Source organism: Flavobacterium silvisoli, assembly GCF_004329815.1.
GTDB classification, from domain to species: domain Bacteria; phylum Bacteroidota; class Bacteroidia; order Flavobacteriales; family Flavobacteriaceae; genus Flavobacterium; species Flavobacterium silvisoli.
In genome coordinates this window covers 60,054-84,111 of sequence record NZ_SJPE01000005.1, presented here as the reverse complement: position 1 = coordinate 84,111, position 24,058 = coordinate 60,054, and the positions used below count along the sequence as shown (strand labels likewise).

Annotated in this window: 22 protein-coding genes; 7 read left to right on the top strand and 15 right to left on the bottom strand. The window is 38.5% G+C overall.

Annotated features, from left to right (window positions below; all coding sequences use genetic code 11):
- Window positions 1–15: 15 nt before the first annotated feature.
- The 9 genes from lipA to EZL74_RS05890 all read right to left on the bottom strand — a co-directional run bounded on the left by lipA (window position 16) and on the right by EZL74_RS05890 (window position 7,684).
- Window positions 16–885: a lipoyl synthase gene (lipA, locus tag EZL74_RS05930; protein WP_131475683.1), complete on the bottom strand. Its 870-nt coding sequence runs from the start codon at window positions 883–885 to the stop codon at window positions 16–18.
- 129 nt (window positions 886–1,014) lie between these two features.
- Entirely contained in the window at window positions 1,015–2,076 is a 1,062-nt protein-coding gene (locus EZL74_RS05925; RefSeq protein ID WP_131475682.1) for an MlaD family protein, read from the bottom strand.
- An 11-nt stretch (window positions 2,077–2,087) separates the two neighbouring features.
- On the bottom strand, window positions 2,088–2,858 hold the full coding sequence (locus EZL74_RS05920) for an ABC transporter ATP-binding protein (RefSeq protein ID WP_240034564.1): 771 nt from the start codon (window positions 2,856–2,858) through the stop codon (window positions 2,088–2,090).
- A 14-nt stretch (window positions 2,859–2,872) separates the two neighbouring features.
- Window positions 2,873–3,631, bottom strand: coding sequence for an MlaE family ABC transporter permease (locus tag EZL74_RS05915; protein WP_131475680.1), 759 nt, complete (start codon window positions 3,629–3,631; stop codon window positions 2,873–2,875).
- Between the two features lie 177 nt (window positions 3,632–3,808).
- On the bottom strand, window positions 3,809–4,111 hold the full coding sequence (gene trxA / locus EZL74_RS05910) for a thioredoxin (RefSeq protein WP_131475679.1): 303 nt from the start codon (window positions 4,109–4,111) through the stop codon (window positions 3,809–3,811).
- Window position 4,112: 1 nt separating this feature from the next.
- Window positions 4,113–4,316, bottom strand: coding sequence for a YgaP family membrane protein (locus tag EZL74_RS05905; protein ID WP_131475678.1), 204 nt, complete (start codon window positions 4,314–4,316; stop codon window positions 4,113–4,115).
- Between the two features lie 201 nt (window positions 4,317–4,517).
- Window positions 4,518–5,144, bottom strand: coding sequence for a hypothetical protein (locus EZL74_RS05900; protein ID WP_131475677.1), 627 nt, complete (start codon window positions 5,142–5,144; stop codon window positions 4,518–4,520).
- A gap of 88 nt (window positions 5,145–5,232) precedes the next feature.
- A complete protein-coding gene (locus tag EZL74_RS05895; RefSeq protein WP_131475676.1) occupies window positions 5,233–6,477 on the bottom strand; it encodes an MFS transporter in 1,245 nt (414 codons plus the stop codon).
- A gap of 97 nt (window positions 6,478–6,574) precedes the next feature.
- Complete coding sequence (locus tag EZL74_RS05890) at window positions 6,575–7,684, bottom strand: C1 family peptidase (protein ID WP_131475675.1); 1,110 nt, start codon at window positions 7,682–7,684, stop codon at window positions 6,575–6,577.
- Between the two features lie 126 nt (window positions 7,685–7,810).
- Here EZL74_RS05890 and EZL74_RS05885 point away from each other — a divergent pair, with 126 nt between their 5' ends.
- From EZL74_RS05885 to EZL74_RS05855, 7 genes are all read left to right on the top strand, one after another.
- Window positions 7,811–8,650, top strand: a complete 840-nt coding sequence (locus tag EZL74_RS05885; RefSeq protein ID WP_131475674.1) for a 1,4-dihydroxy-2-naphthoyl-CoA synthase — start codon at window positions 7,811–7,813, stop codon at window positions 8,648–8,650.
- 12 nt (window positions 8,651–8,662) lie between these two features.
- Window positions 8,663–9,178: a PH domain-containing protein gene (locus EZL74_RS05880; RefSeq protein ID WP_131475673.1), complete on the top strand. Its 516-nt coding sequence runs from the start codon at window positions 8,663–8,665 to the stop codon at window positions 9,176–9,178.
- Window positions 9,178–10,674, top strand: a complete 1,497-nt coding sequence (locus tag EZL74_RS05875; RefSeq protein WP_131475672.1) for a PH domain-containing protein — start codon at window positions 9,178–9,180, stop codon at window positions 10,672–10,674. Before EZL74_RS05880 ends, EZL74_RS05875 begins: the two co-directional genes overlap by 1 nt.
- Window positions 10,675–10,701: 27 nt before the next feature.
- Window positions 10,702–11,667, top strand: coding sequence for a 1,4-dihydroxy-2-naphthoate octaprenyltransferase (menA, locus tag EZL74_RS05870; protein ID WP_131475671.1), 966 nt, complete (start codon window positions 10,702–10,704; stop codon window positions 11,665–11,667).
- Window positions 11,668–11,705: 38 nt separating this feature from the next.
- Complete coding sequence (locus EZL74_RS05865; RefSeq protein WP_131475670.1) at window positions 11,706–12,383, top strand: metal-dependent hydrolase; 678 nt, start codon at window positions 11,706–11,708, stop codon at window positions 12,381–12,383.
- Window positions 12,384–12,444: 61 nt separating this feature from the next.
- A complete protein-coding gene (locus tag EZL74_RS05860) occupies window positions 12,445–13,644 on the top strand; it encodes a tetratricopeptide repeat protein (RefSeq protein ID WP_131475669.1) in 1,200 nt (399 codons plus the stop codon).
- Window positions 13,645–13,646: 2 nt separating this feature from the next.
- Window positions 13,647–14,681 (top strand): o-succinylbenzoate synthase, encoded by a 1,035-nt coding sequence (locus tag EZL74_RS05855; protein ID WP_131475668.1) that lies wholly within the window; start codon window positions 13,647–13,649, stop codon window positions 14,679–14,681.
- Between the two features lie 31 nt (window positions 14,682–14,712).
- Here EZL74_RS05855 and EZL74_RS05850 read toward each other — a convergent pair whose 3' ends face one another.
- From EZL74_RS05850 to EZL74_RS05825, 6 genes are all read right to left on the bottom strand, one after another.
- On the bottom strand, window positions 14,713–15,477 hold the full coding sequence (locus EZL74_RS05850) for an oxygenase MpaB family protein (RefSeq protein ID WP_131475667.1): 765 nt from the start codon (window positions 15,475–15,477) through the stop codon (window positions 14,713–14,715).
- 15 nt (window positions 15,478–15,492) lie between these two features.
- Window positions 15,493–15,855, bottom strand: a complete 363-nt coding sequence (locus tag EZL74_RS05845; protein WP_131475666.1) for a hypothetical protein — start codon at window positions 15,853–15,855, stop codon at window positions 15,493–15,495.
- 14 nt (window positions 15,856–15,869) lie between these two features.
- Entirely contained in the window at window positions 15,870–17,225 is a 1,356-nt protein-coding gene (gene creD / locus EZL74_RS05840) for a cell envelope integrity protein CreD (protein ID WP_131475665.1), read from the bottom strand.
- 62 nt (window positions 17,226–17,287) lie between these two features.
- On the bottom strand, window positions 17,288–17,584 hold the full coding sequence (locus EZL74_RS05835) for a winged helix-turn-helix domain-containing protein (RefSeq protein WP_131475664.1): 297 nt from the start codon (window positions 17,582–17,584) through the stop codon (window positions 17,288–17,290).
- Window positions 17,585–17,587: 3 nt separating this feature from the next.
- A complete protein-coding gene (locus EZL74_RS05830) occupies window positions 17,588–18,211 on the bottom strand; it encodes a hypothetical protein (protein ID WP_131475663.1) in 624 nt (207 codons plus the stop codon).
- A gap of 138 nt (window positions 18,212–18,349) precedes the next feature.
- Window positions 18,350–24,043 carry a choice-of-anchor L domain-containing protein gene (locus EZL74_RS05825; RefSeq protein WP_131475662.1) on the bottom strand — a complete coding sequence of 1,898 codons (5,694 nt, stop codon included), beginning with the start codon at window positions 24,041–24,043 and terminating at the stop codon, window positions 18,350–18,352.
- Window positions 24,044–24,058: the final 15 nt, after the last annotated feature.

The window sequence follows — 24,058 nt, the reverse complement described above, 5'->3', positions numbered from 1 at the left end:
AATAGTGGAAAAGAATTAATGAATGTGTTTTTCGGCATGGTATGAAGATCGAACTAAGGCACCGCTTTCTACATGTCTGAAGCCCATTTCTTTCCCTATTTTTTCGTATTTTTCAAATTGCTCCGGAGTGATGAATTCTTTTACCGGCAGATGCTTTTTGCTGGGTTGTAAATATTGGCCAATAGTTACTATATCTACATCGTTGTCGCGAAGGTCTTGCATGGTTTGAATTACTTCGGCTTCGGTTTCGCCTAATCCCAACATGATGCCCGATTTGGTTCGGCGAATGCCTCGGGCTTTCAGGTATTTTAAAACAGCCAAACTGCGGTCGTATTTTGCCTGGATGCGCACTTCGCGTGTTAAGCGGCGAACAGTTTCTACGTTATGCGATACTACTTCAGGGTTGGCTTCTACGATGCGGTCAATGATTCTTTCTACGCCTTGAAAGTCAGGAATCAACGTTTCCAGTGTGGTTCCCGGATTCATGCGACGGATAGCCTGAACGGTTTCAAACCAAATGATAGATCCCATATCTTTTAAATCATCGCGGTCTACGCTGGTGATCACGGCATGCTTAATTTTCATCAATTTGATGGAACGGGCCACTTTTTCGGGTTCGTCCCAATCAACGGTTTCAGGGCGTCCGGTTTTTACGCCGCAAAAGCCACACGAACGGGTACAAATATTTCCTAAAATCATGAAAGTAGCGGTTCCTTCACCCCAGCATTCCCCCATATTAGGGCAACTGCCCGAGGTACAGATGGTGTTGAGTTTGTACTTGTCAACCAGTCCGCGAAGTTCAGTATATTTTTGACCGATAGGTAGTTTTACCTTCAGCCATTTTGGTTTTCCTATAGGTAGATTGTTATCTATGACAGATTCCATACTTCATTTTTTTTGCGATACAAAGATACAAAGGTAAATGTTAGAATGGCGTTAAGATAGTTTTGATTTTTTAGGCTTTTAAAGAGTTGTTTTTTTTGATAATTTTTCTGACTGTATTGAAACTGAACGCTATTTGTTTTTTTGTTTTTCCTCACTTCTCTTCTTTTTTGAAAAATACCCTTTCAACAAAAAATTATTTTTAGCGGCTTCTTCCAACTCTTTTAAATCTTGCACCCTTTTCTCCAGATTTATTAAGGTAGAATCGATTGATCTTCCCAATTTTGGGTTGTTGATGAGTTTGGATAAAACATTTTCGTCGTTATTGATTTTGGATGTAAGAGTTACTAAATCAGTAGAGCTTTTTTCAAGATTTCTTAGTGTTTTTTCAAAGGCTTGTGCAATTGAATCGTTAGAGATCATTTGGGAGAGCAGGTTGTTTTTATCGTTTAATTTAGTCGTGAAAGCCCCGATATCTTTCGAACTGTTTTCGAGATTATCGATACTGTTTTGGATGCTGTTGGCCCATTCTTTATTGGTGAATAGTTTGTTGAATGCTCCGTTTTTATTATTTAGAGTAGGGGTGAATTGAGCGATTTCTTTAGCACTGATTTGAAGATTGCTGATGGTGTTGTCAATTTTGACAGCAAAATCTTTGTTGGTCATTATTTTAGCCAACAGTCCGTTTTTGTCGTTCATTTTGGTACTGAACTCGATTAACTCATCGGTTATTATTTTGGTGTTGTCGGCACTTTTTTTAACACTGGTCAAAATATCTTCTATTTCAACAGCCTTGTAAGAAGCAATGATATCATTGTCTTTTACCATCGTGTTGGAGCTGTTGCCCGGGGTAATGATAAGCACTTTGTCGCCCACTAAACCATCGGAACCGATACTGGCAATGGCATCGGTTTTTATGTATTGCTGCACGTCTTTTTTGATTAAGAGTTTTACCAAAACCAATGAATCAGATATAAAATCAATTTTGCTGACCGTACCAATGTTGATTCCCGATAGGCGAACATTACTCCCTTGTTTTAATCCGCTCACATTTTTAAACTCAGAACGCAGCACAAAGTTGGAGCCAAACAGATTTCGGTTGATGCCAATGAAATAAACAGTTACTACAAACAGCACTATGCCGATAATAACAAAGGCTCCTAGTTTCCAATTATTTGTTGATTCTTTACCCATAATTTATCTGCTTATTTTTGAAAAAATGATTTTATCCATTCATCAGTATTGTTTTCTATATCATCGTAACTTCCTTCAGCTTTGATGATGCCGTCTTTTAAAACAATAATTCTGTCACCGGTATATTTAGCACAGGTTAGGTCGTGGGTGATGATGATTGAGGTTGCGTTGTATTTTACTTTAATGGAGCGTATCAATTCAATGATTTCACGAGCTGTAATGGCATCTAAACCAGCGGTTGGTTCGTCATAAATGATGATTTCAGGTTTAATAATCAATGCTCGGGCTAAACCGATTCGTTTACGCATTCCACCCGAGAGCTCGCTAGGCATTTTGTCGATAGCATCCGCCAATCCCACATTAGTAAGGGCTTCCAGGATAGCGGTGTCGACTTCTGCTTTGCTCAAATTTCGATTGTTGTGCTCCAGAGTAAATGCCAAATTTTGTCTGACGGTCATCGAATCGTATAAAGCTCCGTTTTGAAACAGAAAACCGATTTTCATTCGGATTTGATTGAGTTCCTGTTCGTTCAGTTTAGTGACGTCTTTGCCCATTACGGTAATTTCGCCTTTGTCGGCTTTGGTTAAACCAACCAGACATTTCACAGCAACTGATTTACCCGAACCTGATCTTCCCAATATGATTAAATTCTCGCCTTTATTGACCGAAAAAGAAATGCCGTTCAGTACATTATTTGCGCCAAATGATTTATAAACCTCTTTAAACATTATCAAAGGCTGATGGTTTGGATGTTCGCCGGTTTTTAATGTGTTTTTCGCCATAGTTTCCATACCCTTCAGAAAAATAAATCGGTTAGCTGTACCGCAATCATATCAATAATAAAAATGGTCAGAGAAGCCGAAACCACAGCTGAGTTAGCTGCTTTCCCTACGCTTTCCGTTCCGCTGGAAGCATTGAATCCTTCATAACAACCGATGATGCCGATAAAAAAACCAAAAAAGAAAGTTTTAATGGTGGCCGGTAAAAGATCGACATACTCCAACGATTCAAAAACCTGTGAAAAATAACGGACAATATTAACTTCTCCGTGCATGTTTACCCCAATGTAGCCGCCTAAAATCCCAATTAAATCAGCGTAAATTACCAAAATAGGAATCATTAAAGTTGTAGCTACTGTTCGGGTCACTACCAAATATTTATAAGGATTGATGGCCGAAACTTCCATGGCATCAATTTGTTCCGTTACTTTCATCGAACCCAATTCTGCTCCTATACCCGAGGATATTCTGCCTGCACAAATTAGCGCTGTGATTACGGGTGCTATCTCACGGATTAAGGACAACGAAACCATACCGGGTATCCATGACTCGGCACCAAATTTGGCCATAGCCGGTCTTGATTGTATGGTAAGCACCAGTCCCATGATGAAACCGGTTATGGTCACTAACGGCAACGATTTGTAACCAATAGAATAACACTGACGAGCAAACTCCCTAAATTCAAAGCCGGTTTTAAAAACTTCTTTAAAAAATCGGGATGAGAATGCAGTGATATTGCCTACAAGAATAAAAACGTTTTTTAAATACAGATTCAAGGTTTTGGATTTATAGCGCTACAGAAAAGCGGTTTTTGCATTAGTACTAAGTTAGTTAATGTTTTTAATAAACCAAATTCCCGTGTCAGAATTTCATTGTTTTGAAGGATACGATGAGTAATACGATAGGAAAAAATAATAGTGACTTTTAAATAAACGAAACAAGTAACAGTCTGCTTAATTGGTTTTCTCCATAATGACTCGAATAATATCTTCTTTTGAAAGCACTCCCGACTGACGCCAAAGTTGTTTTCCGTTTTGAAATAACATCATGGTAGGAACTCCTCTTACCTGATACGATTGGGCAATTTCGGTATTTTTATCCACATCAATGGTGATAATGGAAACGCGTTCTCCTAAGCTGTCTTTTACTTGTTTTAAAATAGGGCTGAGCATTTTACAAGGACCACACCATGTAGCATAAAAATCAACGAGTACCGGTTTTTCGGTGTTGATGATTTGATTAAATTGAGCTTTCATATCAGTGTTTATTTAAAGTTTTGATTCCCAAAAAGGTGTATAACGGGCAAAAACTTACCAAGCTGGTGAGCACAAATAATGTGGCAACTATCAAGGCCAATATTCCAAAAGTACCTGTAATCATATCCGTGAAATATAAAAGAATCAGAACAGCAGCAAGAGCCACCCGAATCTTTTTGTCTAAGGATCCCATGTTTTTTTTCATAAGACTAATTGTTATGAGTTTGAAATCAAAGTTATGGCTTTCATTTTGAATAGTATATGACAGATGTCACATAGTGAACTTTTTGCTAGCAGTAAAGTTAGCTTTTTAGTAAATGCGCGACAAAAAATCCCTATCAATAATCTGATTGAGATTCGAATATGTCATCTGAAGATAGGATGAAAACTCTTTTTATACTTTGATTTAAAGCGTCAAATCTTTTTCATAAACCCCGGTCGCCGTTTCGGTAAATCCAAGTTTTTTGAGATAATTGAAATACCGTTGATTATTTCCCTCAGCAACCACGTGAGTAAATCCTGCTGCAACAAACCGGTCTTTTAACTGAAAATAAATAAACTTTCCGTTTTTGAAGTCTTTGTATTCGGGTAAGACATAATCTAAATCAACATTAAGCGTAGATTGATGGGTACGGTGCGCCAGAAAAAATCCCGCTACAGCCATATTTCTCAATATGAAAAAGCAAACCTTACTTTCATCCGGGACATAGCTAAAACCCGGACAATAACTTTGAATACGGGCATTGTGGTAACGCAAAAAGCGTTTTAGGTATTCACTGTCAGCACTAACTTCCAGAATTTCAAAAGTTTCTTTTTTTGAATAAATGAGCCATAAATAATAAGCATCTACCAAAACGATAATCCCGTTGAGCACTCCAACCGGAATGGCATCAATCAAGAAACCGTAAGCAGAAAACAAGAATGCCCCTGTCAAATTAACCCATCGGAATTTGATGATAGAAGACATCATCATAGAGATTACAATGATAACAGAAGCTAAATAGCCAATCCAAGATAAAATATCGGGATGCATAAGATAATAAATGTTAAAAAAGCTCACAAAAGTACACTTAATTTGCAAAGTCCAATCTAAAATATGACTGTGTTCAAGTAACGGGAACTCATTCTACAAAATCCATTTCCCTATTGTGTGTTTCCTTAATCGTTAATGTGGCGTAAATGCCCAAGCTGAATGCAATCATTCCAATAATAGCGGCTGAGTTGATTACGCTATGAGTTTGTTTCAAATAATCAAAACCAATGAGCATAACAGGAACAGAGCCCCGAACCATATTCGGAACACTGGTGGTGGCGGTACTTCTCAGATTAGTGCCAAACTGTTCGGCAGCTACAGTTACAAACATGGCCCAAAAACCGGCTCCGAATCCAATCCAGGCACAATAAAAATAATACATGTTTTCACTTTTTTTCCCGCTGAAGAGGAGCAGGGCTACTCCCAGAAAAGTAAAAAGCAGCATATACAAAATGGCTTTTTTTCTCGATGCTAAAACATGCGAAAACCAACCGCTTGAAAAATCGCTTACCGAGGTTGCAATATAGGTCCACATGATGGCTTTACCCGGATTGATGGAAGTGATACCCATTTCAGGTGCAAATTGGTTAGCCATGAATACCAAAATCCCAATGCAATACCAAATCGGAACACCAATGAGAATGCATCGCATATATTTCAAAAAAAGTGTTTTATTGGTGAAAAAAGAAAAGAAATTCCCGCGTTTAACCGTAGCGTTTTCTTTAACCGATTTGAAAATGTTGCTCTCTGCTACACTGATGCGAAGCACCAAAAGTGCTAAACCCAGCGCTCCGCCAATGATGTATGCGGTAGTCCAGCTTCCGGCCAATTCTACGGTGAATTGAGCAACTACAGCCCCTAAAACACCAAATCCGGCGACTATAGATGTGCCTATGGCTCGTAACTCTTTTGGTAATGTTTCAGAGACTAGGGTAATCCCGGCACCCAATTCTCCGGCCAAACCCACTCCGGCAATGAATCGGAGCCAGGCATAAATTATTGCTTTGTCGCCAAAGGGTATTTGCGGCAAAAATCCACAGGCAATATTGGCTAACGAATAAACAAGTATCGATCCGAACAAAACTGAGAGCCGACCTTTTTTATCGCCATAAATTCCCCAAATAATTCCTCCCAGGACCAACCCCATCATTTGGTAGTTAATGATCATTGTACCTACTTTGTCAGCATCCATATTCATGTCGTTCAAACTCGGTATGCGCACTATGCCAAAGAGCAATAAATCATAAATATCAACAAAATAGCCCAGCGCAGCTATAATTACCGGAAAACTGAACAGGATTTTAAATTTTTCCTGACGGGTAAAAGTCCTCATGAGGTTGGTTTTTAGGTGGCTAAATATAATAATTAAAACAAAAAACCTGCAAGAAATGCATCCTGCAGGTTTATTGAAATGTATAGGTTTGTTGAGCTTACAATCCTAAGACCGTTTTGGTCTTTTTGGTTAAACCATCTTTGTGTAACAATACTGAAATTGCTTTCAGGCGTATGTAAGGAACGCTCATGTAAACGTAACCATCTTTGCCCGCGTTGGTTCCCCATGAATTTTTTACCTTGTAGTAAACATTTCCTTTCTGATCTTTAACCTTCCCAACGATGTGCATCAAATGATCGTCGGTTGTGGCATAACTTTCAAATTTGGCCTGACGGTATTCAGGAGTAATCTTTTTTTCAGGCTTAATTTGAGTCAGTATGGTTTTCTTATCGGCATCATCTTCAGGAATCACTGCAACTCCTGATTTTCTACCGAAAGTGTCTTCACTAACATCACAATCTAATGATAAAGTAAATCCGTTATCTAGTGCATTGTCAATATTTTGAATAAATTCATCTAAAGGTAAATTGTAGAAAAGTCCGTTAGAGAAATTATCCGGAATATCTAATAAAAAAGGCTTGTAAAACGGTTCGTGAGTAAAAGAAGAAATCGTTACGTAATCTTTAGCGTTGATTTTGGTTGACTCGAAAAAAGTCTTCGGAGTGTACTTTTTCCCTTCATAGGTAAACTCGGTTGGATTTTCCCCCATATAGGTATTTAAAACCGCGTTTACGCTTTCTTTCCACTGAGGAGATAATTCTTTTTCGGGATTGGCTACATAATTTTTAAGCATGCTCTCAAGGGTAGCAACCATTTCGGCGTGATTGTAAATTCCGTCTGAAGTTAACTTACCACTGTAAACGATTTGTGGTACAACGCCAAAATCGCGTGCTGAATTGATGACATCATGCGCCAAACCACCTTCGCCAAATTGGGCTTTGCCCTGTCTCATCACATAAACCCATGCTTTTTTGGGATAAGTATTTCGCACATTGTACATTTCAGAGAGGTCGATGTGTTTACCGGATGTTCGAATGATTTCAGCTTCAAGAAACGAGGTTGTAGAAAAGCTCCAACAGGTTCCGGTTTGGTCTTGAGAGATTACGGGATTGGCCTCGATATCTTTAATTGTTTGAAATTCATAATTTTGGCTAAAGCCGGTTAATCCTAAAAGTAAAAAAGCAAGGCTGAAGATTGTTTTATTCATAAGTATTGCGCTGAGTTTTGAAGTTTTCGATTAAAAATGATTTATTTTTACGCTAAAATAATGCAATTCTACTACGGCACTATTTTTTTAACGAAATTATAAGAAACTATAAAGCATACATTTACTATGAACACAATCGATTGGAAAACAGTCAGAGAATTCGAAGATATCACTTATAAAAAATGCAATGGCGTAGCCCGAATTGCTTTCAACAGGCCGGAAGTTCGCAATGCTTTTCGCCCAAAAACCACTTCCGAGTTGCTTCAGGCCTTTCACGATGCTCAGGAAGACACCTCAATCGGAGTAGTATTACTCTCTGCCGAAGGGCCTTCGCCTAAAGACGGAGTGTATTCCTTTTGTAGCGGCGGTGATCAAAAAGCACGAGGACATCAAGGATACGTGGGGGATGACGGGTATCATCGATTAAATATTTTAGATGTGCAGCGGTTGATACGTTTTATGCCCAAAGCCGTAATCGCTGTGGTACCCGGGTGGGCTGTTGGCGGAGGTCACAGCTTACATGTGGTGTGTGATCTGACTTTAGCCAGTAAAGAACACGCAATTTTCAAACAAACCGATGCCGATGTGACGAGTTTTGACGGCGGTTACGGTTCGGCTTATTTGGCCAAAATGGTAGGGCAAAAGAAAGCTCGTGAAATTTTCTTTTTAGGACGCAATTACAATGCGCAGGAAGCTTTTGAAATGGGAATGGTTAATGCTGTAATTCCGCATGACGAGTTAGAAAATACGGCTTATGAATGGGCGCAGGAAATCCTGGCGAAGTCGCCTACCTCAATTAAGATGTTGAAATTCGCCATGAATCTTACCGATGACGGCATGGTGGGGCAGCAGGTTTTTGCTGGAGAAGCCACGCGATTGGCTTATATGACTGAGGAAGCCAAAGAAGGAAGAGATGCTTTCTTAGAAAAACGCAAGCCTAATTTTGATAAAAAATGGTTACCGTAATCCGTTATAATTATGGGGAATTTTACCAACGAACCGATTGATCTTTCGCAATTACCAAGATACGAAACCTTATCTTTCAGTAGTCTTCACCCATCTTATTGGAAGGTGATGGTGATAAACATAGCCATGTTTTTTGTTTTACTGACCACAGGAGCTGCTTTGGGGATTATTTTTGATGCTGAAATCAGGGAAAATACATTCTTTTTAATAATTGCTTTGATTGTATTGCTGGTTTTGGTAATCATCTTTGCTCGTTTATCGTTCTGTAAGCGAGGGTATGTTTTCAGAAATCACGATGTAATTTACCGCACAGGCATTATAGCCACGAACACTGTGATTATACCTTACAACAGAGTGCAGCACGTGGCTTTGCATGAAGGGTTTGTTGCTCGTTTTTTTGGTTTAGCCAAAGTAGAAATTTTCACGGCAGGAGGAAAAGGAAGTGATATTCAAATTCCTGGAATAGAGAAAGATAAGGCCGAGGATATCAAGCAATTGTTGATGGGTAAAATTCAAAAACAACTCTAATGACTACCGATTTCACATCGCCACAAAAACAAGCTCCTATTGGGATTTTAATGATGTTTCTAGCCACATTAAAAGATCTTTTCAAGGTGTTTTGGGTGGTGTTTATAGTGGCAGTTTTGAAATCGGACAACACCAATTCCTTGTATCTTTTGACTGGCTTTGTCTTGCTGATAGGAATTACGGGTTTGATTTCATACCTCAAGTATGTCAATTTTACGTTTTATATCGATGAGGAAAAGAATGAGTTTATCATACATACTGGAGTAATTAACAAGACTAAAACCGTTATTCAACTCAACAAAATACAGCAGGTAAACGTTAATCAGGATTTTATTCAGCAGTTTATCCGGGTATATTCTCTGGATATTGAAACGGCGGGCAGTGAGAGTAAAGAGGTAGAGATAAAGGCAATATCCCATGAGTTAGCCTTGGCTTTAAAAGAAAAACTAATTCACGGAAAAGTGGTTCCGAAAACCGAGGGCGCTCTTGCAGAGCAGTATCAGTCAGCAACCGAAGAGCCTTTTATAAAAATCAGTTTTTGGAGTTTATTTAAAATTGGGATAACTTCAAACTACATGAAGAGTTTGGGGTTAATCTTTGCTTTCTTTTTTACGCTTTACGAAAATATCAGCCATGTGCTGGGTGATGACGAACTCGAAAATGGTCCTTTGGGAACCTTTATAGCCAAAGGTTTGGCTTTTAATGCAGTGATGATGTTCGTCGCTTTTCTTATGTTGGGAGTGTTGTTGTTTAATTTGGTGCGAACCGTCATTCGTTATTTCGGATTTAAAATTACTAAGCAGAACGGCACATTAGTATTGAATTTTGGTTTAATAAACATCAAAAATTCTATTGTCAGACCAGAGCGCGTTCAGATTGTCAGTGTTTCCAGAAATTATTTTCAAAAGAAATTAAACATCTTTCAGTTGAATATTCGCCAGGCGATGAATGGGGAGAAAGACCAAAGAAAAACGGCTATGGAAATTCCGGGTTGTGATGAGAATGAAAAAAATCAGATCCTGATGTTGCTTTTTAACGAATTGCCAACTCAGGGATTGATGGTTACTCCTAATTTCAGAAAGCTGGTTTTTTCTGCTTTTCTCTCTGTTTTTTTACCGGTTTTAGGCTATTTTTTAATTGGGAAATACCAAGATAGCCGAGTGTATGATTTTTACGGAATTGCTGTTTTTTATTGCGTTCTGACGGCTGTCTTGCTTTGGTTTGGGTTCAGGAATTATCGGCTTTTTATCAATGAAAAATACATCGTCAAACAGAGTGGTGCCTGGGATATCGAAAATAAAATTATTGAAATTCACAAGATTCAGGCTGTTTCCACTTCACAATTGTTTTGGCATAAAAATTTAAATATAGGTTCACTAACTTTGCATACTGCTGCGGGTAACCTCAGTTTTTATTTGGGGAATTACACCACAATAAACGATTATGTTAATCGGTGGTTGTATTTAATTGAAACCTCAGACAGCAATTGGATGTAAATCAATCAACTCTAAAATTAAAATAAAATGAAACACTGGATTGAAGCTGCGAGAGTGAGAACATTACCGTTATCGGTATCCGGAATTATCGTGGGAAGTTTTTATGCGATGTCGCAAGGATGGTTTAATTGGAAGATTATAGTTTTTGCTTTGTTGACAACTTTGGGGTTGCAGATTTTATCCAATTTTGCCAATGATTACGGCGATGGAGTAAAAGGAACCGACAATGAAGACAGGGTTGGACCTAAACGCACCATACAGAGTGGATTGATTACGCCCAAAGCCATGAAAAAAGCTATGATGATTACATCGCTGATTACTCTGGTTTTTGCAGGGTTACTGATTTATTTTGCCTTCAAAGACAGTTATTTGCTGTATTCATTTGTTTTCTTTGTTTTAGGAATTTTAGCTATTGCTTCCGCCATTCGTTACACGGTGGGTAAAGGTGCTTACGGTTACCGCGGTTATGGCGATTTGTTTGTGTTTATTTTCTTCGGCTTAGTGAGTACTTTCGGAGTGTTTTTTATGTTTTCCAAAGAAATTGACTGGTTGCTGCTGTTGCCCGCAACTGCAATTGGTTTTTTGAGTGTTGGGGTGTTGAATCTCAATAATATGCGCGATGAAGAGAGTGATAGAAAATCAGGAAAAAATACCATTGTTGTTAAGAAAGGAGGAGCATGGGCTCGAAAATACCATTTCTTTTTGGTGATTTCTGCTATGCTTTTAGTCTTGGTATTTGCTGTGATTTTTGATTTTACGAATGATCCTGCAAATCCGGACCGTTTTAATTTCGATTTGTATCTGTTTTTAGTGGCTTACATTCCTTTGATTTTACATTTGAAAAGAGTGGCTGCTACCACTGATCCGAAACGATTGGATCCCGAATTAAAAAAGCTGGCAATCAGTACTTTTTTACTATCAGTCTTGTTGGCTTTGAGTATCTTTTACTTCTTTTCAGATATTATCGTAAATCTTTTTCTGGGAGGAAGGTAGCGGTATTCAATTGATTATTAACTTTAAAAAAATATCAAATGAAAATTACATTTTACGGACATTCTTGTATTGGTATCGAAGTGGGTGGAAAATACTTGCTTGTGGATCCTTTTATTTCGGGTAATCCCAAAGCGTCACACATCGATATCAATACCATAAAAGCTGATTACATACTAATTACCCATGCCCATCAAGATCATACGCTTGACGTTGAAGCTATAGCCAAAAACACGAACGCAGTTATTGTTTCCAATTGGGAAATTGCAACGTACTACGGAAATAAAGGCTTTCAGTCGCATCCGATGAATCATGGTGGAAGCTGGTCGTTTGATTTTGGTAAGTTGAAATATGTGGCTGCTTCTCATTCGAGTTCTTTTGCGGATGGAACCTATGGTGGAAACCCAGGCGGTTTTGTAATCGAAGGAGAGCACAAAAACATTTATATCTCAGGCGATACAGCATTAACTCTTGATATGAAGCTTATTCCGATGCGAACCAAGCTCGATTTAGCTGTTTTTCCGATAGGTAATAATTTTACCATGGATGTGGAAGATGCTATCATGGCAGCCGATTTTGTTCAATGTGATAAGATCCTGGGCTGTCATTATGATACATTCGGCTTTATCGTAATTGATCATGACGAGGCTAAAAAGAAATTCTTTGATGCGGGTAAAGATTTGATGCTTCTAGATATCGGAGAGAGTCTCTCGCTTTAATCACCTGTATTTATCTATGTTTAATAGCGCTTTCATCGTTGGGGGCGCTCAAAATACTATTATGAAATTTACCAAATTAGCTGCTTTATTATTGTTTGTCTCTGTGGTTTCGGCTCAAAGCAAAGAGGGATATTGGGACAATGTCAGGTCAACCAATGAAACATTGGGGATAAGTTCGGGGAAAAGAAAATCCATCAAGACCGCTGATTTTCCTGAAGGAACGACTGAGATTGTTTACCGCATATCGCTGTTGGACGACAATCAGAAATTATCGTCGAGTTTGGTCTCTGTTCTCAAGGCAATTCCTGATCCTACGGGAATTAGTCAGGGTTCGGCCGGAGCTATTTTTTTACTTTCAACGATTACCGGCAGTGACAAATGCAAATACGCCGTTTTTACCAACGAAAAAGACGCTTTGGAGTATGAGAAGTCGGGAGTGCTTAAAAACGCCTGCATTGTTCAGGATAACCCCGTAAATAAAGAGGCGAAGCTTTTGTCTGCAAATTCTAAATGCTTAGCAGCTAGAACCAAAAATCTGTGGTTTGTTTTTGAAAGTACCAATTGGGTGATGAACGAGAAGGTTGTTCTGGAAGTAGTTCCGTGGATTGATTATAAACTCAGCTCGGGTTGGAATACCGATACTAAAAAAGAAGTGGTTTCTTTATGTAAAAGTTTGGATGTTACGTCTTCTGTAGCTAAAAAGGATTTGTTTTGCGGAGTTTTTCTGGATATGATTACAGAAGCGTATTCTTATAAAGACTTTAAAAGCCTGATTCAGCAAGAGAGGGCTAAGGTTGTTGAGAGTTTTTCTGAAAAGGCTTTGATTAAAACAGGCGAAACAAAAGCTCTTGTGGTTTCTGCCAAAAATGAAGCCTTACAGCTCTTTACCAAAGGAAAAAAACAGGAAGCAATTAATTTACTTCAAAATACTTTGGATAAAAATAATTCGGGCGTGGCAGCTGATTATAATCTTTTAGGAAGGTTTTATTTGCTTACCCGGCAGTTTGACAAAGCAATGGAGGTTTTTAGTATTGCACAGCAAAAAGATGCGGCTAATCTTGCTGTTAAATTAAATTTGGCACACACGTATCTTTTTAAAAATGAGTTCTCTAAGGCTAAAGAAATTTATAAACAATACAAAAATCAAAACATATCGGCCAATGTGAGTTGGGTGCAACAAACCAAGGCAGACTTTCAGGAATTTGAGAAAAACGGTTTGAATAACTCCAGATTTAAGCGGGTTTTGAATATTATTGAATAAAAGTGAAAGCAACTTACCAAAAATACGTCCTTCATTTTAAACAGCCTTCGGGTACATCACGTGGGATTTTGACCGACAAAGAAACCTGGTTTATTATCCTCGAGCAAGATGGCAAAAAAGGCATAGGCGAGTGCGGAATTCTTCGCGGACTTTCAGCAGATGACCGGCCGGATTACGAAGAAAAGTTGAAGTGGACCTGCGAAAATATCCATTTGGGTGAGCAGAAACTTTGGGATGAATTACTCGAATTTCCATCCATTCAGTTCGGAGTAGAGATGGCTTTTTTGTCGCTGAAGAGTCAAACAACTTTTGAATTATTTCCCTCAAAATTTACTTCGGGCGAAAAAGCAATTCCGATAAACGGTTTGGTTTGGATGGGAGATGAAGCTTTTATGAAGAGGCAAATAGAAGACAAAATCGAGCAGGGATTTGACTGTATAAAACTTAAAATCGGGGCTATAGATTTTGATAAAGAACTGGATTTGTTGCGCTTTATTCGGCAAAATTTTGATGAGAAAACTATCGAGATACGAGTAGATGCTAATGGAGCTTTTGGTTTAAATGAAGCTTTATATAAAATAAATCAATTGACTGGTTTTAAAATACATAGTATTGAGCAACCGATTAAAAAAAACAATACTGACATGATGTCAGTGTTGTGTAAAAGTGCTTCAATTCCTATAGCTTTAGACGAAGAGTTGATAGGTGTCTTTACTCTGGAGGAAAAGGAACAGTTAATCCAAAAAGTGTTACCCCAATACCTTATTTTGAAGCCGAGTTTTATTGGAGGTTTTCGTGGTACTTTAGAATGGATTGCTCTTGCTGAAAAATACCATATCGGTTGGTGGATTACTTCTGCTTTGGAAAGCAATGTGGGACTGAATGCGATTGCTCAATTTACTTTTATGCAAAATAATTTGATGCCCCAAGGATTAGGAACAGGTAGTTTATACACTAATAATTTTGATTGCCCTTTGCTGGTTTCCGACGGACAACTTTGGTATGATAAAACCAAATATTGGAACTTTACGCTATAAAAAAATCCTGCTATCAGAGCAGGATTTTTTGTTAAGGGATAAACCGATCTAATGCATTTATTTGAGTTTTGTATTTCTGCGGAAGCAACATGCTTTTGAGAAGCTTATCTAATTTTAGAATAATACTGATTTTGTAAATGACTATGATTGGTTTGAGTAATGAAAAATTACTAAAGTGTAAAAGTTCTTTAGCTCTTTTTGGAGTTATGGTTTTTTGAACTTCAATCAGCATTTTAAACCGAATTAAGCCAAGGTGTTTTTTGTATTGTTCAAAAAGATGAAAGGTATATTTACTCGTTTCCAGATTTTCTTCCAAATGAGATGTTCGCACAGGCAACCAGTTGACATATGTATGGGGTAGTTCTTTTAAGCCCATTCGATTTCCGACACGATAAAACACGTTGTACACTTCTTCTTTTTCTTCATTTGTCAATGGGGCTTCAAGAATTTCGTATGAGGCAATTGAATAGTGAATTAACATGTACAATACGTCGCGATAAGCCCAATCAGGGATGGTTGCTCCTCTGTTTTGCTCAACGGAGCTATGAATTTGCTTCATGCTGTCGATGACTTTATTAGCCTCCTCCTCAGAAGAGAAGATTATTTTTCCGGCATAACTTACTGTTGAAAAAAGCCTGCCCAGAGGATCTGAAGGCAACTTGCCGGTAAAATAGAGCCAGTCAACCGCTTTGTTTAGGGCAAATTCAGCTGCTGCACCCGCAAAAATGAACAGTACTGTATCGCTTTTGCCCCAAATTTTTCGGACGATTGAATTTTGGTTTACAAATAATGACATTAAGACTGTTGCTGATTATTCATGAATTTTTACCCACTCTACAGTGTTTTCTCCTGAAAATTTAATGACTAGTGTTTTGGTGTGTAAAGGCCAAAAGGCAAGGCGCTGCTGAGAAACGGTATAGAACAGGAAGTTTTCATCTGTACGGTTTGGTTCTCCCAACAACTCTAAAACTTCTTGTTTATGTAAAGTTTTTAAAATACCGCTCTCCATTAAATCAGAAAGCATCTCGTCTCGGTAAGGATAGTCACCTCCTTTTATTTCAATCCATTTAGCTTTTTCAAAAGTCATTTTAGCTTTACCATCAGTTTCACTGTTGTTTGTCTTGCAGGACAGAAAGGTGAATGCAATGAGTAGTATCAAAATTTTGGTTTTCATAATCACAATTTTAGTTATTTATTCCAATCAATTTTTCTTGAAAAGTACATTACGGCTGCCAGTATCCCAAATAAGCCAATGCTGCCCACCAAAAGCGCATAATCTTCTAATTGAATGATGACATAAATGAAAGTGTATAACACCGATAGGGAAAGACCAATGAACATAGGGAATTTTCGATTTTTCAATATAGAAACAGAATAAAGCGATATCAGTGCTACTACTGAGGTTCCGGCTACTGTATAGGCAAAACTGAAACTGCTGTGTTCTGTGATTGAAATCAACAAGGTATAAAACATAATCAATGCTAAACCTATCATGGAATATTGAAAGATATGGATGGAAATTTTACTGATAGACTGAATTAAAAAGAAAATCAGGAAAGTAAGTCCAATCACCAAAAATCCGTATTTGGACGCCCGTTCATTCTGCTGGTACTCATCAACGGTTTTGATGAATTTTACGCCAAACTGATAATCATTTAAATCGGGTAACGCACCGGCATATTGTTGGGTGAATGTACGGTTGATGTCTAGGATTTTCCAATCGGCATGAAAACCTTTATTACTGATGTTTTTGGTGGTGTCGCTGGCGGCAAATGAACCTTCAAAACTTGGTGATTCCCAATCTGAGTCAATGCTGATTTTGGTTGTTTTTCCTATAGGTATGAATTTGATGCTGTTGCTTCCGTTGTATGTGATACTGAAATTGAAATTGACTTTATTATTGGCCAATATTTTTTTATAATCAAAAGTTGAACTGCTCAAGGTGCTATAACCACTGTTATCGTTGTTTTGTGGCTCAAACATCAGTTTCTCATTATTTAACTGAATACTGAGTTCGCTTTTGATGCTTTTCAGGTTAGTGGTTTTTACTACAATAGATGCCTTATCCCACTGTACGTTTTCTTCGGCTATGCCTAATTTTGAAAAATCTGGATTAAAAAAGTTTCCTTTAAAATTCATATCAGCCGTAAAAACCACATGATTAAAAAGTCCCCGTTTGAGCGATTCGTTCTTTTTTACACCGGTAGTATTTTTTAGTTCAGTTGGAAAAAAATAGGCATAATTAGTCGTAGCTTTTTTTTGAAAAGTAGTGGTTTTGGTTTTAACATCTGTAAAGCTGTAATTTTCATAAGAAGTAAAAGGAATTCTGAGCGTAGGGCCATAAAACAAAATGTCTTTACCCCATAAATTGGCAACTTCATCCACCATCTCTGTTTTTCGTTTCGAACGTTCCCGAATTAAATCCTGAACAAAGAAAAGTGGAATTAATAAAACTAATGTCAGGAATCCTATCATCATCATTTTGGCAGTATTTGATTGAAAAAAGATTTTGGTTTCCGCAATTTGATTTTCTTGATTTTCCATAAGTTGTAAATGTTAAATTAAAAGTACTTTGAATTTCAAAGTTTATAAATAAAAAAATAGCGCTAGTTTTTTGATAGTAATTTTTCGAGTGCTTCAATATGCTCCTGAAATGCTTTTTTACCCGAAGCTGTGGCGATGTATTTTGTATTGGGCTTTTTACCGATGAATTGCTTTTCGATCATGATATACTTTTCGTTTTCAAGAGCTTTAGTATGACTGGCTAAGTTGCCGTCAGTCACGCCAAGTAGTTCTTTGAGCATGTTGAAGTCAGCGCTTTCATTCACCATCAAAATCGACATGATACCAAGGCGTATGCGATGGTCAAAAGCTTTGTTGATATTTTGAATGATGTTTTTCACCGGTTAATTTCGCTCGTATTTGAAATGCATGATACCTCCGTACAAGATGTGACAAACGCCAAATCCCATCGACCAAAATAATAATCCGTATTGTAAAAACCAAGTGGATAATAATCCCAAAACAATCATGCTTATTCCTAAATATCGAATATCTCCTAAAGTGTATTTACTAGCGTTGACGCAAGCTAATCCGTAAAAAATCAGCATTAATGGCGCTACCAGCATCAACAACTCTTTTTCTAAAAGAAACAAGATGAAAAAACCACCGGTGAATAACGGAATGGCAAAGTTAATCACCAATCGTTTTGAAGTAGAATTCCAAAAACTTTCCTGGCTTTTAATTGCTTTTTTGTAACTCAATAGAATGCAAGTGCTTAAAGACAAAAGTACTACAAGCGAAGCAATACCAACAAGGTTGTAGATTTTTTCGGGTTGTATTACAGTTTGTTCGTATGTTTCAAAAGAATATCCGTTAGAGTAAATTGTTTTGTAAGCTAACCCGGCTCCGACTAAACAATACACGCCGGCTAATACTCCCGATAAACCACTCAACGATAAGAATCGTGAAGATTGAGCCATCATTTGTTTGATGTCTTGTATGTCTTTTAAATAATCTTTCGTTTCCATATTTAAAGTACTTTGAAAAACAAAGTAAATAAAATATGTTACAACAACCAAATGATTTGATGTTTTTTTATTGAAGAAATTCAAAATAAAAAAAGCGTCCCTTAAATTGGGACGCTTTCTATAAAATTTGGAATGAATTTATTGTTCTCTGTTGATGTAAATCCAGCCTGTTTTTGAGGACTGGTTGTTATTGAAGTCAATTACGTAATAGTAAGTTCCGTCGGGTAATTCATCTCCTTTGTCGGACTGTCCAATCCATTGGTTTGTATAGTTACCTTTAGCGTACACTTTCATTCCGTACCTATCAAATATGGTCAGTTTTTTTACATTGTATCCCGTTAAATCAAGATAGTCATTTTTACCATCAGGGATATTATTTATTGAAATTCCTTTTTGAATGTCACAAAATATAGTTTCCAGAGATTTTAATTTTGTTTTATAGCAACCGTCAACAGTGGTTACTCCAACTGAAAAATCAATCGGTAAGCTTTCTGTTGCTGGGGTAGAAGCCAGATAGTCGGTAACATTGAATGTAGTTGAATTTTCTACTGTTTGTTGATTGCTGTTGTACCAAGTAACATTAGCCGTGGTTATATCGAATGAATTATTCAACGGAACCACTTCTAGGGTATATTTATTTGCTACACAAGAGGCGGTAATGTCAAAATCAAAACCGTTTTGAACAGTTACGTCTATACTGGTGGTTTTAGCACATTGATTAGCGTCAGGAGTAAAGACGTAAGTTTTTGAAATAGTATTGTCGATAACGGCCGGTGACCAAGTTCCGGTAAATCCTTCAATTGAAGCTGTAGGCAGTGCCGGTGCCGGTTCACCAATACATAAAGGAGCTATGGCATTAAATGTTGGCAATGTTTTAGGGTTAACTGTAATGGTTAATGTTGTTGGTGTAGCACATTGTGTAGCATTTAGAGTTGGTGTAAAAGTATAAGTTGTCGTAGTTGTATTGTCTAAAGCGGGTGCCCAAGTTCCAGTATAATTATTGTTTGAAGTTGTTGGCAACGCATTTAAAGTATCACCTGAACAAATAGAGGCCGGGGCAGTAAATGTTGGCAATACATTTGGGTTGACAGTCACTGTTACCGTAACTGGAGCTACACAAACACCAACGGTTGAGGTAAAAACATAATCTCCGGTTTGTATATTACTTACTGTAGCAGGAACCCAAGATCCGGTAAATCCATTATCTGAAATGGTTGGTAATATAGGTGCTATGCCATTCTCGCAGATTGAAGTGTTAAAAGAAAATATTGGATTTACAGGTGGATTTACAATCAGTTTAAATGGTCGTACCTCAAAACAATGTGATCCATTATTTTCGATACGAACGTATACCGTCTGCATGTTGGCTACAACATTTGTGTATGATGCCGGAAGTGGATTTGCTGCTGCATCGGCATTGTTTTCACTATCATAATACGTCAAAGTATATTGCGCAGGATTTAAACTTCCAAGCGCCGAAGCATCATTTTGGTTTAAATTAAACTGACTAAAACCTGAAGCATCACAAGCAGTTAAATCATTTGGTGTTCCCGGTACAATGGGATCGTAGTATTCAACAGTTATAGTGTCTGTAGCTGCACAAGTCGTATTGTTAAACTGCGCGGAAACTCCATAAATTCCTGAACCGGTGATAACCAAATCAGGACCTGTTTCATTTGGAATGGGGAAGCCATTATTGGTCCAGGTAAAAGTGTATTGGTTCGGGTCTAATCCGCTTTGAATGGTGTAAATATCACCCGCGCACAACGCATTATTGGTCGATTGAAGAAAGTCAGTTCCCAAATCTACATTACCAATATCCAAGCTGCCTCCTTCAAGAAAAACGGCTGAATCAAAAGAAGTATCCAGTCTGTCAGCAATCACGAGCTTAATATGATATTGATTTCCTGCAGTAACATTAGCGGTGGCAGTCAGAGGTACTGTACGACCATTGAAATTCGTAGGAGAGGCTAATGGATTTAATCCACCTGCTCCATAGTATTCTCCAAAATATTGGGGATTTACTGATCCGCAACTGCCGTTATACAATTGGTCCCGAATGGTGACTACTGATATAGGTGTGGTTGTGGATGGGATTACAGCAATGTTTGTGGTAATACCAGTGGCAATATCCGTAAGTAAAAAGGCAAAGGCATCAGAGTATGAACATTGAAAAGTTCCGTATTCTTCCGAAGCGAAAATAAAGTTGAAATTAATAGTGTTCACCAATGGAACAAAATCAAATTCGAGTTTAGTTGCATTCTTAGAATTCATAGGGTTACCTGTAGCTGCCAGAACAATGGCTTCCAGTTGAGCATCACCAGGCCATCCATTGGCTCCATCACTCAAAGTTGTACTGTTAGGTCCCGGTGCATTCAGCGCATTTCCGGTGGTTAAAACAATACCATCGTTAAAAGGAAAGTTAGAACCGTTTTTGTTAAAATAGCCAATTCCATTTGTTGAACTGAAATTGGTTCCTGTCGAGGAGGTTATGTTGGTTACACTGGCACAACTTGAGTTCAAAAATACATCTTCAATCAATTGCTTTGCAGTGTATTGTGTTGTACTCGTCTTAATAGGAGGAGGTATAGTAGCTACACAAACATTAAAAGTGGTAGTTTGACCCCCAACAGTTGAGTTGGAATATACTCTGATGAAATAGGTTTGACCAATTACTAAGTTATTAGCAATACTTGAGTTCGGGTCATTACAGGTAAGCTGTGTTAAACTGCCGCAGGTTCCTGAGTATAGTACGTGATATAAGTCGGTAGTGCTCCCAACCAGATTCAATAAAGAAATTGAGTGTTGTGTGCTGGTAGCAGTAAACTGAAACCAAACATCATCATCATCCGCAGTATTGGCACAAGTATTTCCCTGAATAGATGCTGTGGCTCCCAACAAACTACCTGATGCTGTTACGACACAATTGATAGTAGAATTTACAGGTACGACAGTAGCATTACTACATTCATCATTGGCTATCAAAGTCGTGAAAGATTTTTTATTTGACCAAAAACTGATATCTGTTGCCGAGCAAATAGCTCTGATGTACACGTCATAAGTTGTTGCCGGAGTAAGTGAAAGTGTTGGGAAAACAAATGGATTTGAGGTAGTAAAAACACCGGTAGATGTAGCTGTCGGAGCCGGTGAGCCTCCCGGTAAAATGATTACTTCCCATTGAGTTGCAGTGCCGGCTTCTGTCCAGGTAACGGTGGCTCCCGTTTGTGATATTCCGCTGAAAACAATGTTGATTGGTTTAGGACATGTAGCAGGAAAACATTCGGCAGTGCCTGTAAATAATGTTGTCAAAGGAACTCCCGTACCCGAAGGTTTTGTATATATTGTTGTTTGTGGAGCAAGTGCTTCTTTTATGGAAATTCCCATATCACCAGGGAAGGTTCCTCCGGTACTCCAATACAATTCAAATGGTATTCCGTGGCATAACGGAACCGTTACTGTAACTGGGGTTGTGCCTTGGGCAGCTGTTGGTCCGGTTAAGGTCGCGACAACAATTCCGTTTTGTTTTACTTGCATAGTACCTCCTGTCCAGCCATCTCCAAAAGAATCGGTCATTATAAATGAATAATTACACTGATTGGATAGCGGACACAATGCCGTTGTAAAGGTTTTAACAGCACTCCAAGCTCCCGTATTGGTGGCAGAACACACGGGTCTTACATAAAAATCATAAGTAGTTCCCGGTGTCAGATTGTTGTAAGTGAACGGATTTGAGGGTGCTGGAACCCAGTTTGTTTCCGAAGGAGCAGGAGGTGTTGAACCTGTCGGCAATACAATTACCTGCCATGAAGTTTCTGGTCCGTTGGAGGTCCATCCCAAAGAAGCTGATGTATCTGATATATTTGTAACGGTTAAAGTTGTTGCCGGCAAACAGGCCGGAGTTAAACAATCAACCACACCGCTGTATAGTATGCCTCCCAAGCCGGTAGTTCCCGTATTTGGTTGTTTGACAAATAAGGTTTGGCCAAATGAGTTGACAACGGTAATTCCCATGTCAGTCGGAAATGTGCCACCCGTACTCCAAACCAAATCAAAAGATAAATTAGTACACATAGCAACGGTTACACTCACCGGAGTAGTTCCTTGTGCTGTAGTGGGGCCGGTTAACGTGGCTACTACTATCCCGTTTTGTTTTATTTGCATGGTGCCCCCAGTCCAACTGTCACCAAATGAATCTCTCATAATAAAAGTGTAATTACACTGTTGAGCTACATCACATATTTTGGTATTGAAGGGAAAAGGGCCTGACCAAGCACTAAAGGTCCCGTTACCACAATCGGCTCTGACATAATATTGATAGGCAGTCGCAGCGGTTAAACCTCCGGCTTGAAAATTTACATTGGTTGATGCCGTCACACCTGAACCCGAAGGAATTGGATCTCCCGCAGGCTGGACTGCTACTTCCCAAGACGTGGCTCCGCTTGGATTTGACCAAGATAAATCAGCTGAATTTTGCCCTATATTTGTGGCACTCAAATTAGTTGGAGGAGCACAATTTACGGTTTGTATGACTAAAGTGTAGGCTACGGTATTAGGAGTAGGATTTGCCCAAGTAGAGATTACAAAATAATACGTTGTTCCGGCAGTTACGGGCAAATCAAAAACTCTGGGGGTTGATCCGGCATTTGCCACTCCGCCCAAACAGCTGACACCTATGTTGGAACAGCTATTGTAAGCAAAAATTCCTGAATAAGTGGAGTTAGGAGTCATGGTAACATTGATGGTTCCTGTGCTGGTAGCGGTATATGCGTACACGACGTCATTCCCTGCCAAATAATTATTAGTCGATCCGCAACCGCTGGCACCAGGACTTCCTTCTATAGCAGGATTATCGGTGTAATTTGAGGTGTTGTCAGTTGTGCTATATGGTAAAGACGTTATTTGTATTGGCGTATTACAACTGGTTCCGGGAGAAGCTGTTTTAAACGGAAATGGTCCTATCCAAACACTGTGAGTGGCAGAACACAAAGCTCTTACGTAATAAATGTACGAGGTTGACGGTGTCAGCGGAGCTCCTGATGCAGTAGTTGTAGCAAAATAAGGTAAAGAGCCGTTGTAAATTACCCCAACTCCTGAAGGGGTATCCGTTGCCGGTAATACTTCAATTTCCCATGAAGAGGCTCCACTGGGATTTGCCCAATTTAAATTAGCGGAGGTCAGCGTGATATTTGTTGCGGTTAAATTTGTTGGATCTAAACATTGTTGTACTATACTCACATCATCTACCAACCAGCGATCGCCACTTAAAGCAGTTGTAGGTTGGGTATATACCATTACAAAAGAAACATAAACCTGTTGGTTGGCGTAAGCTGAAAGGTTTACTACTTTTTCTTCATAAATGTTAAACACAGCTGTAAGTTGCGCTTCTGTCCACTGTTGAATTGTGGTATAGCCAGCCGGATTTGTTTGAGTGGCTGAAGCAGGTGCTACCCTGATTTGATAAATAGTTCCTTGATTACCACTAGTAAATGAGCGGGTATAAAAGTGCAACTGACCATTGGTTGGTATGGTAACTAGCGGAGTTGCCAAAAAATCTTCAGAAGTATTCCCTAAACCAATATTTTCACGATTTACATAAGCCGCATTACTTCCTTGGTAAACTATAGGAGGGGTAATTACAGTATTGTTAATCCCCCATCGTTGTCCTGTTCCGACTCCATTGTCAAAAACAGCCCAGTTTCCTGTTCCCAATGTCCAGTTCGTTGATGGTAAAGCATCAGGTCCTGTAGTCGATTCAAATCCTTCTACAGCCATTTGAGAATAGCTGCTGGCAGACAAGAATAAAAGTAATAGCAATAATGTAATTCTTTTCATAATAATTGGTTTTGG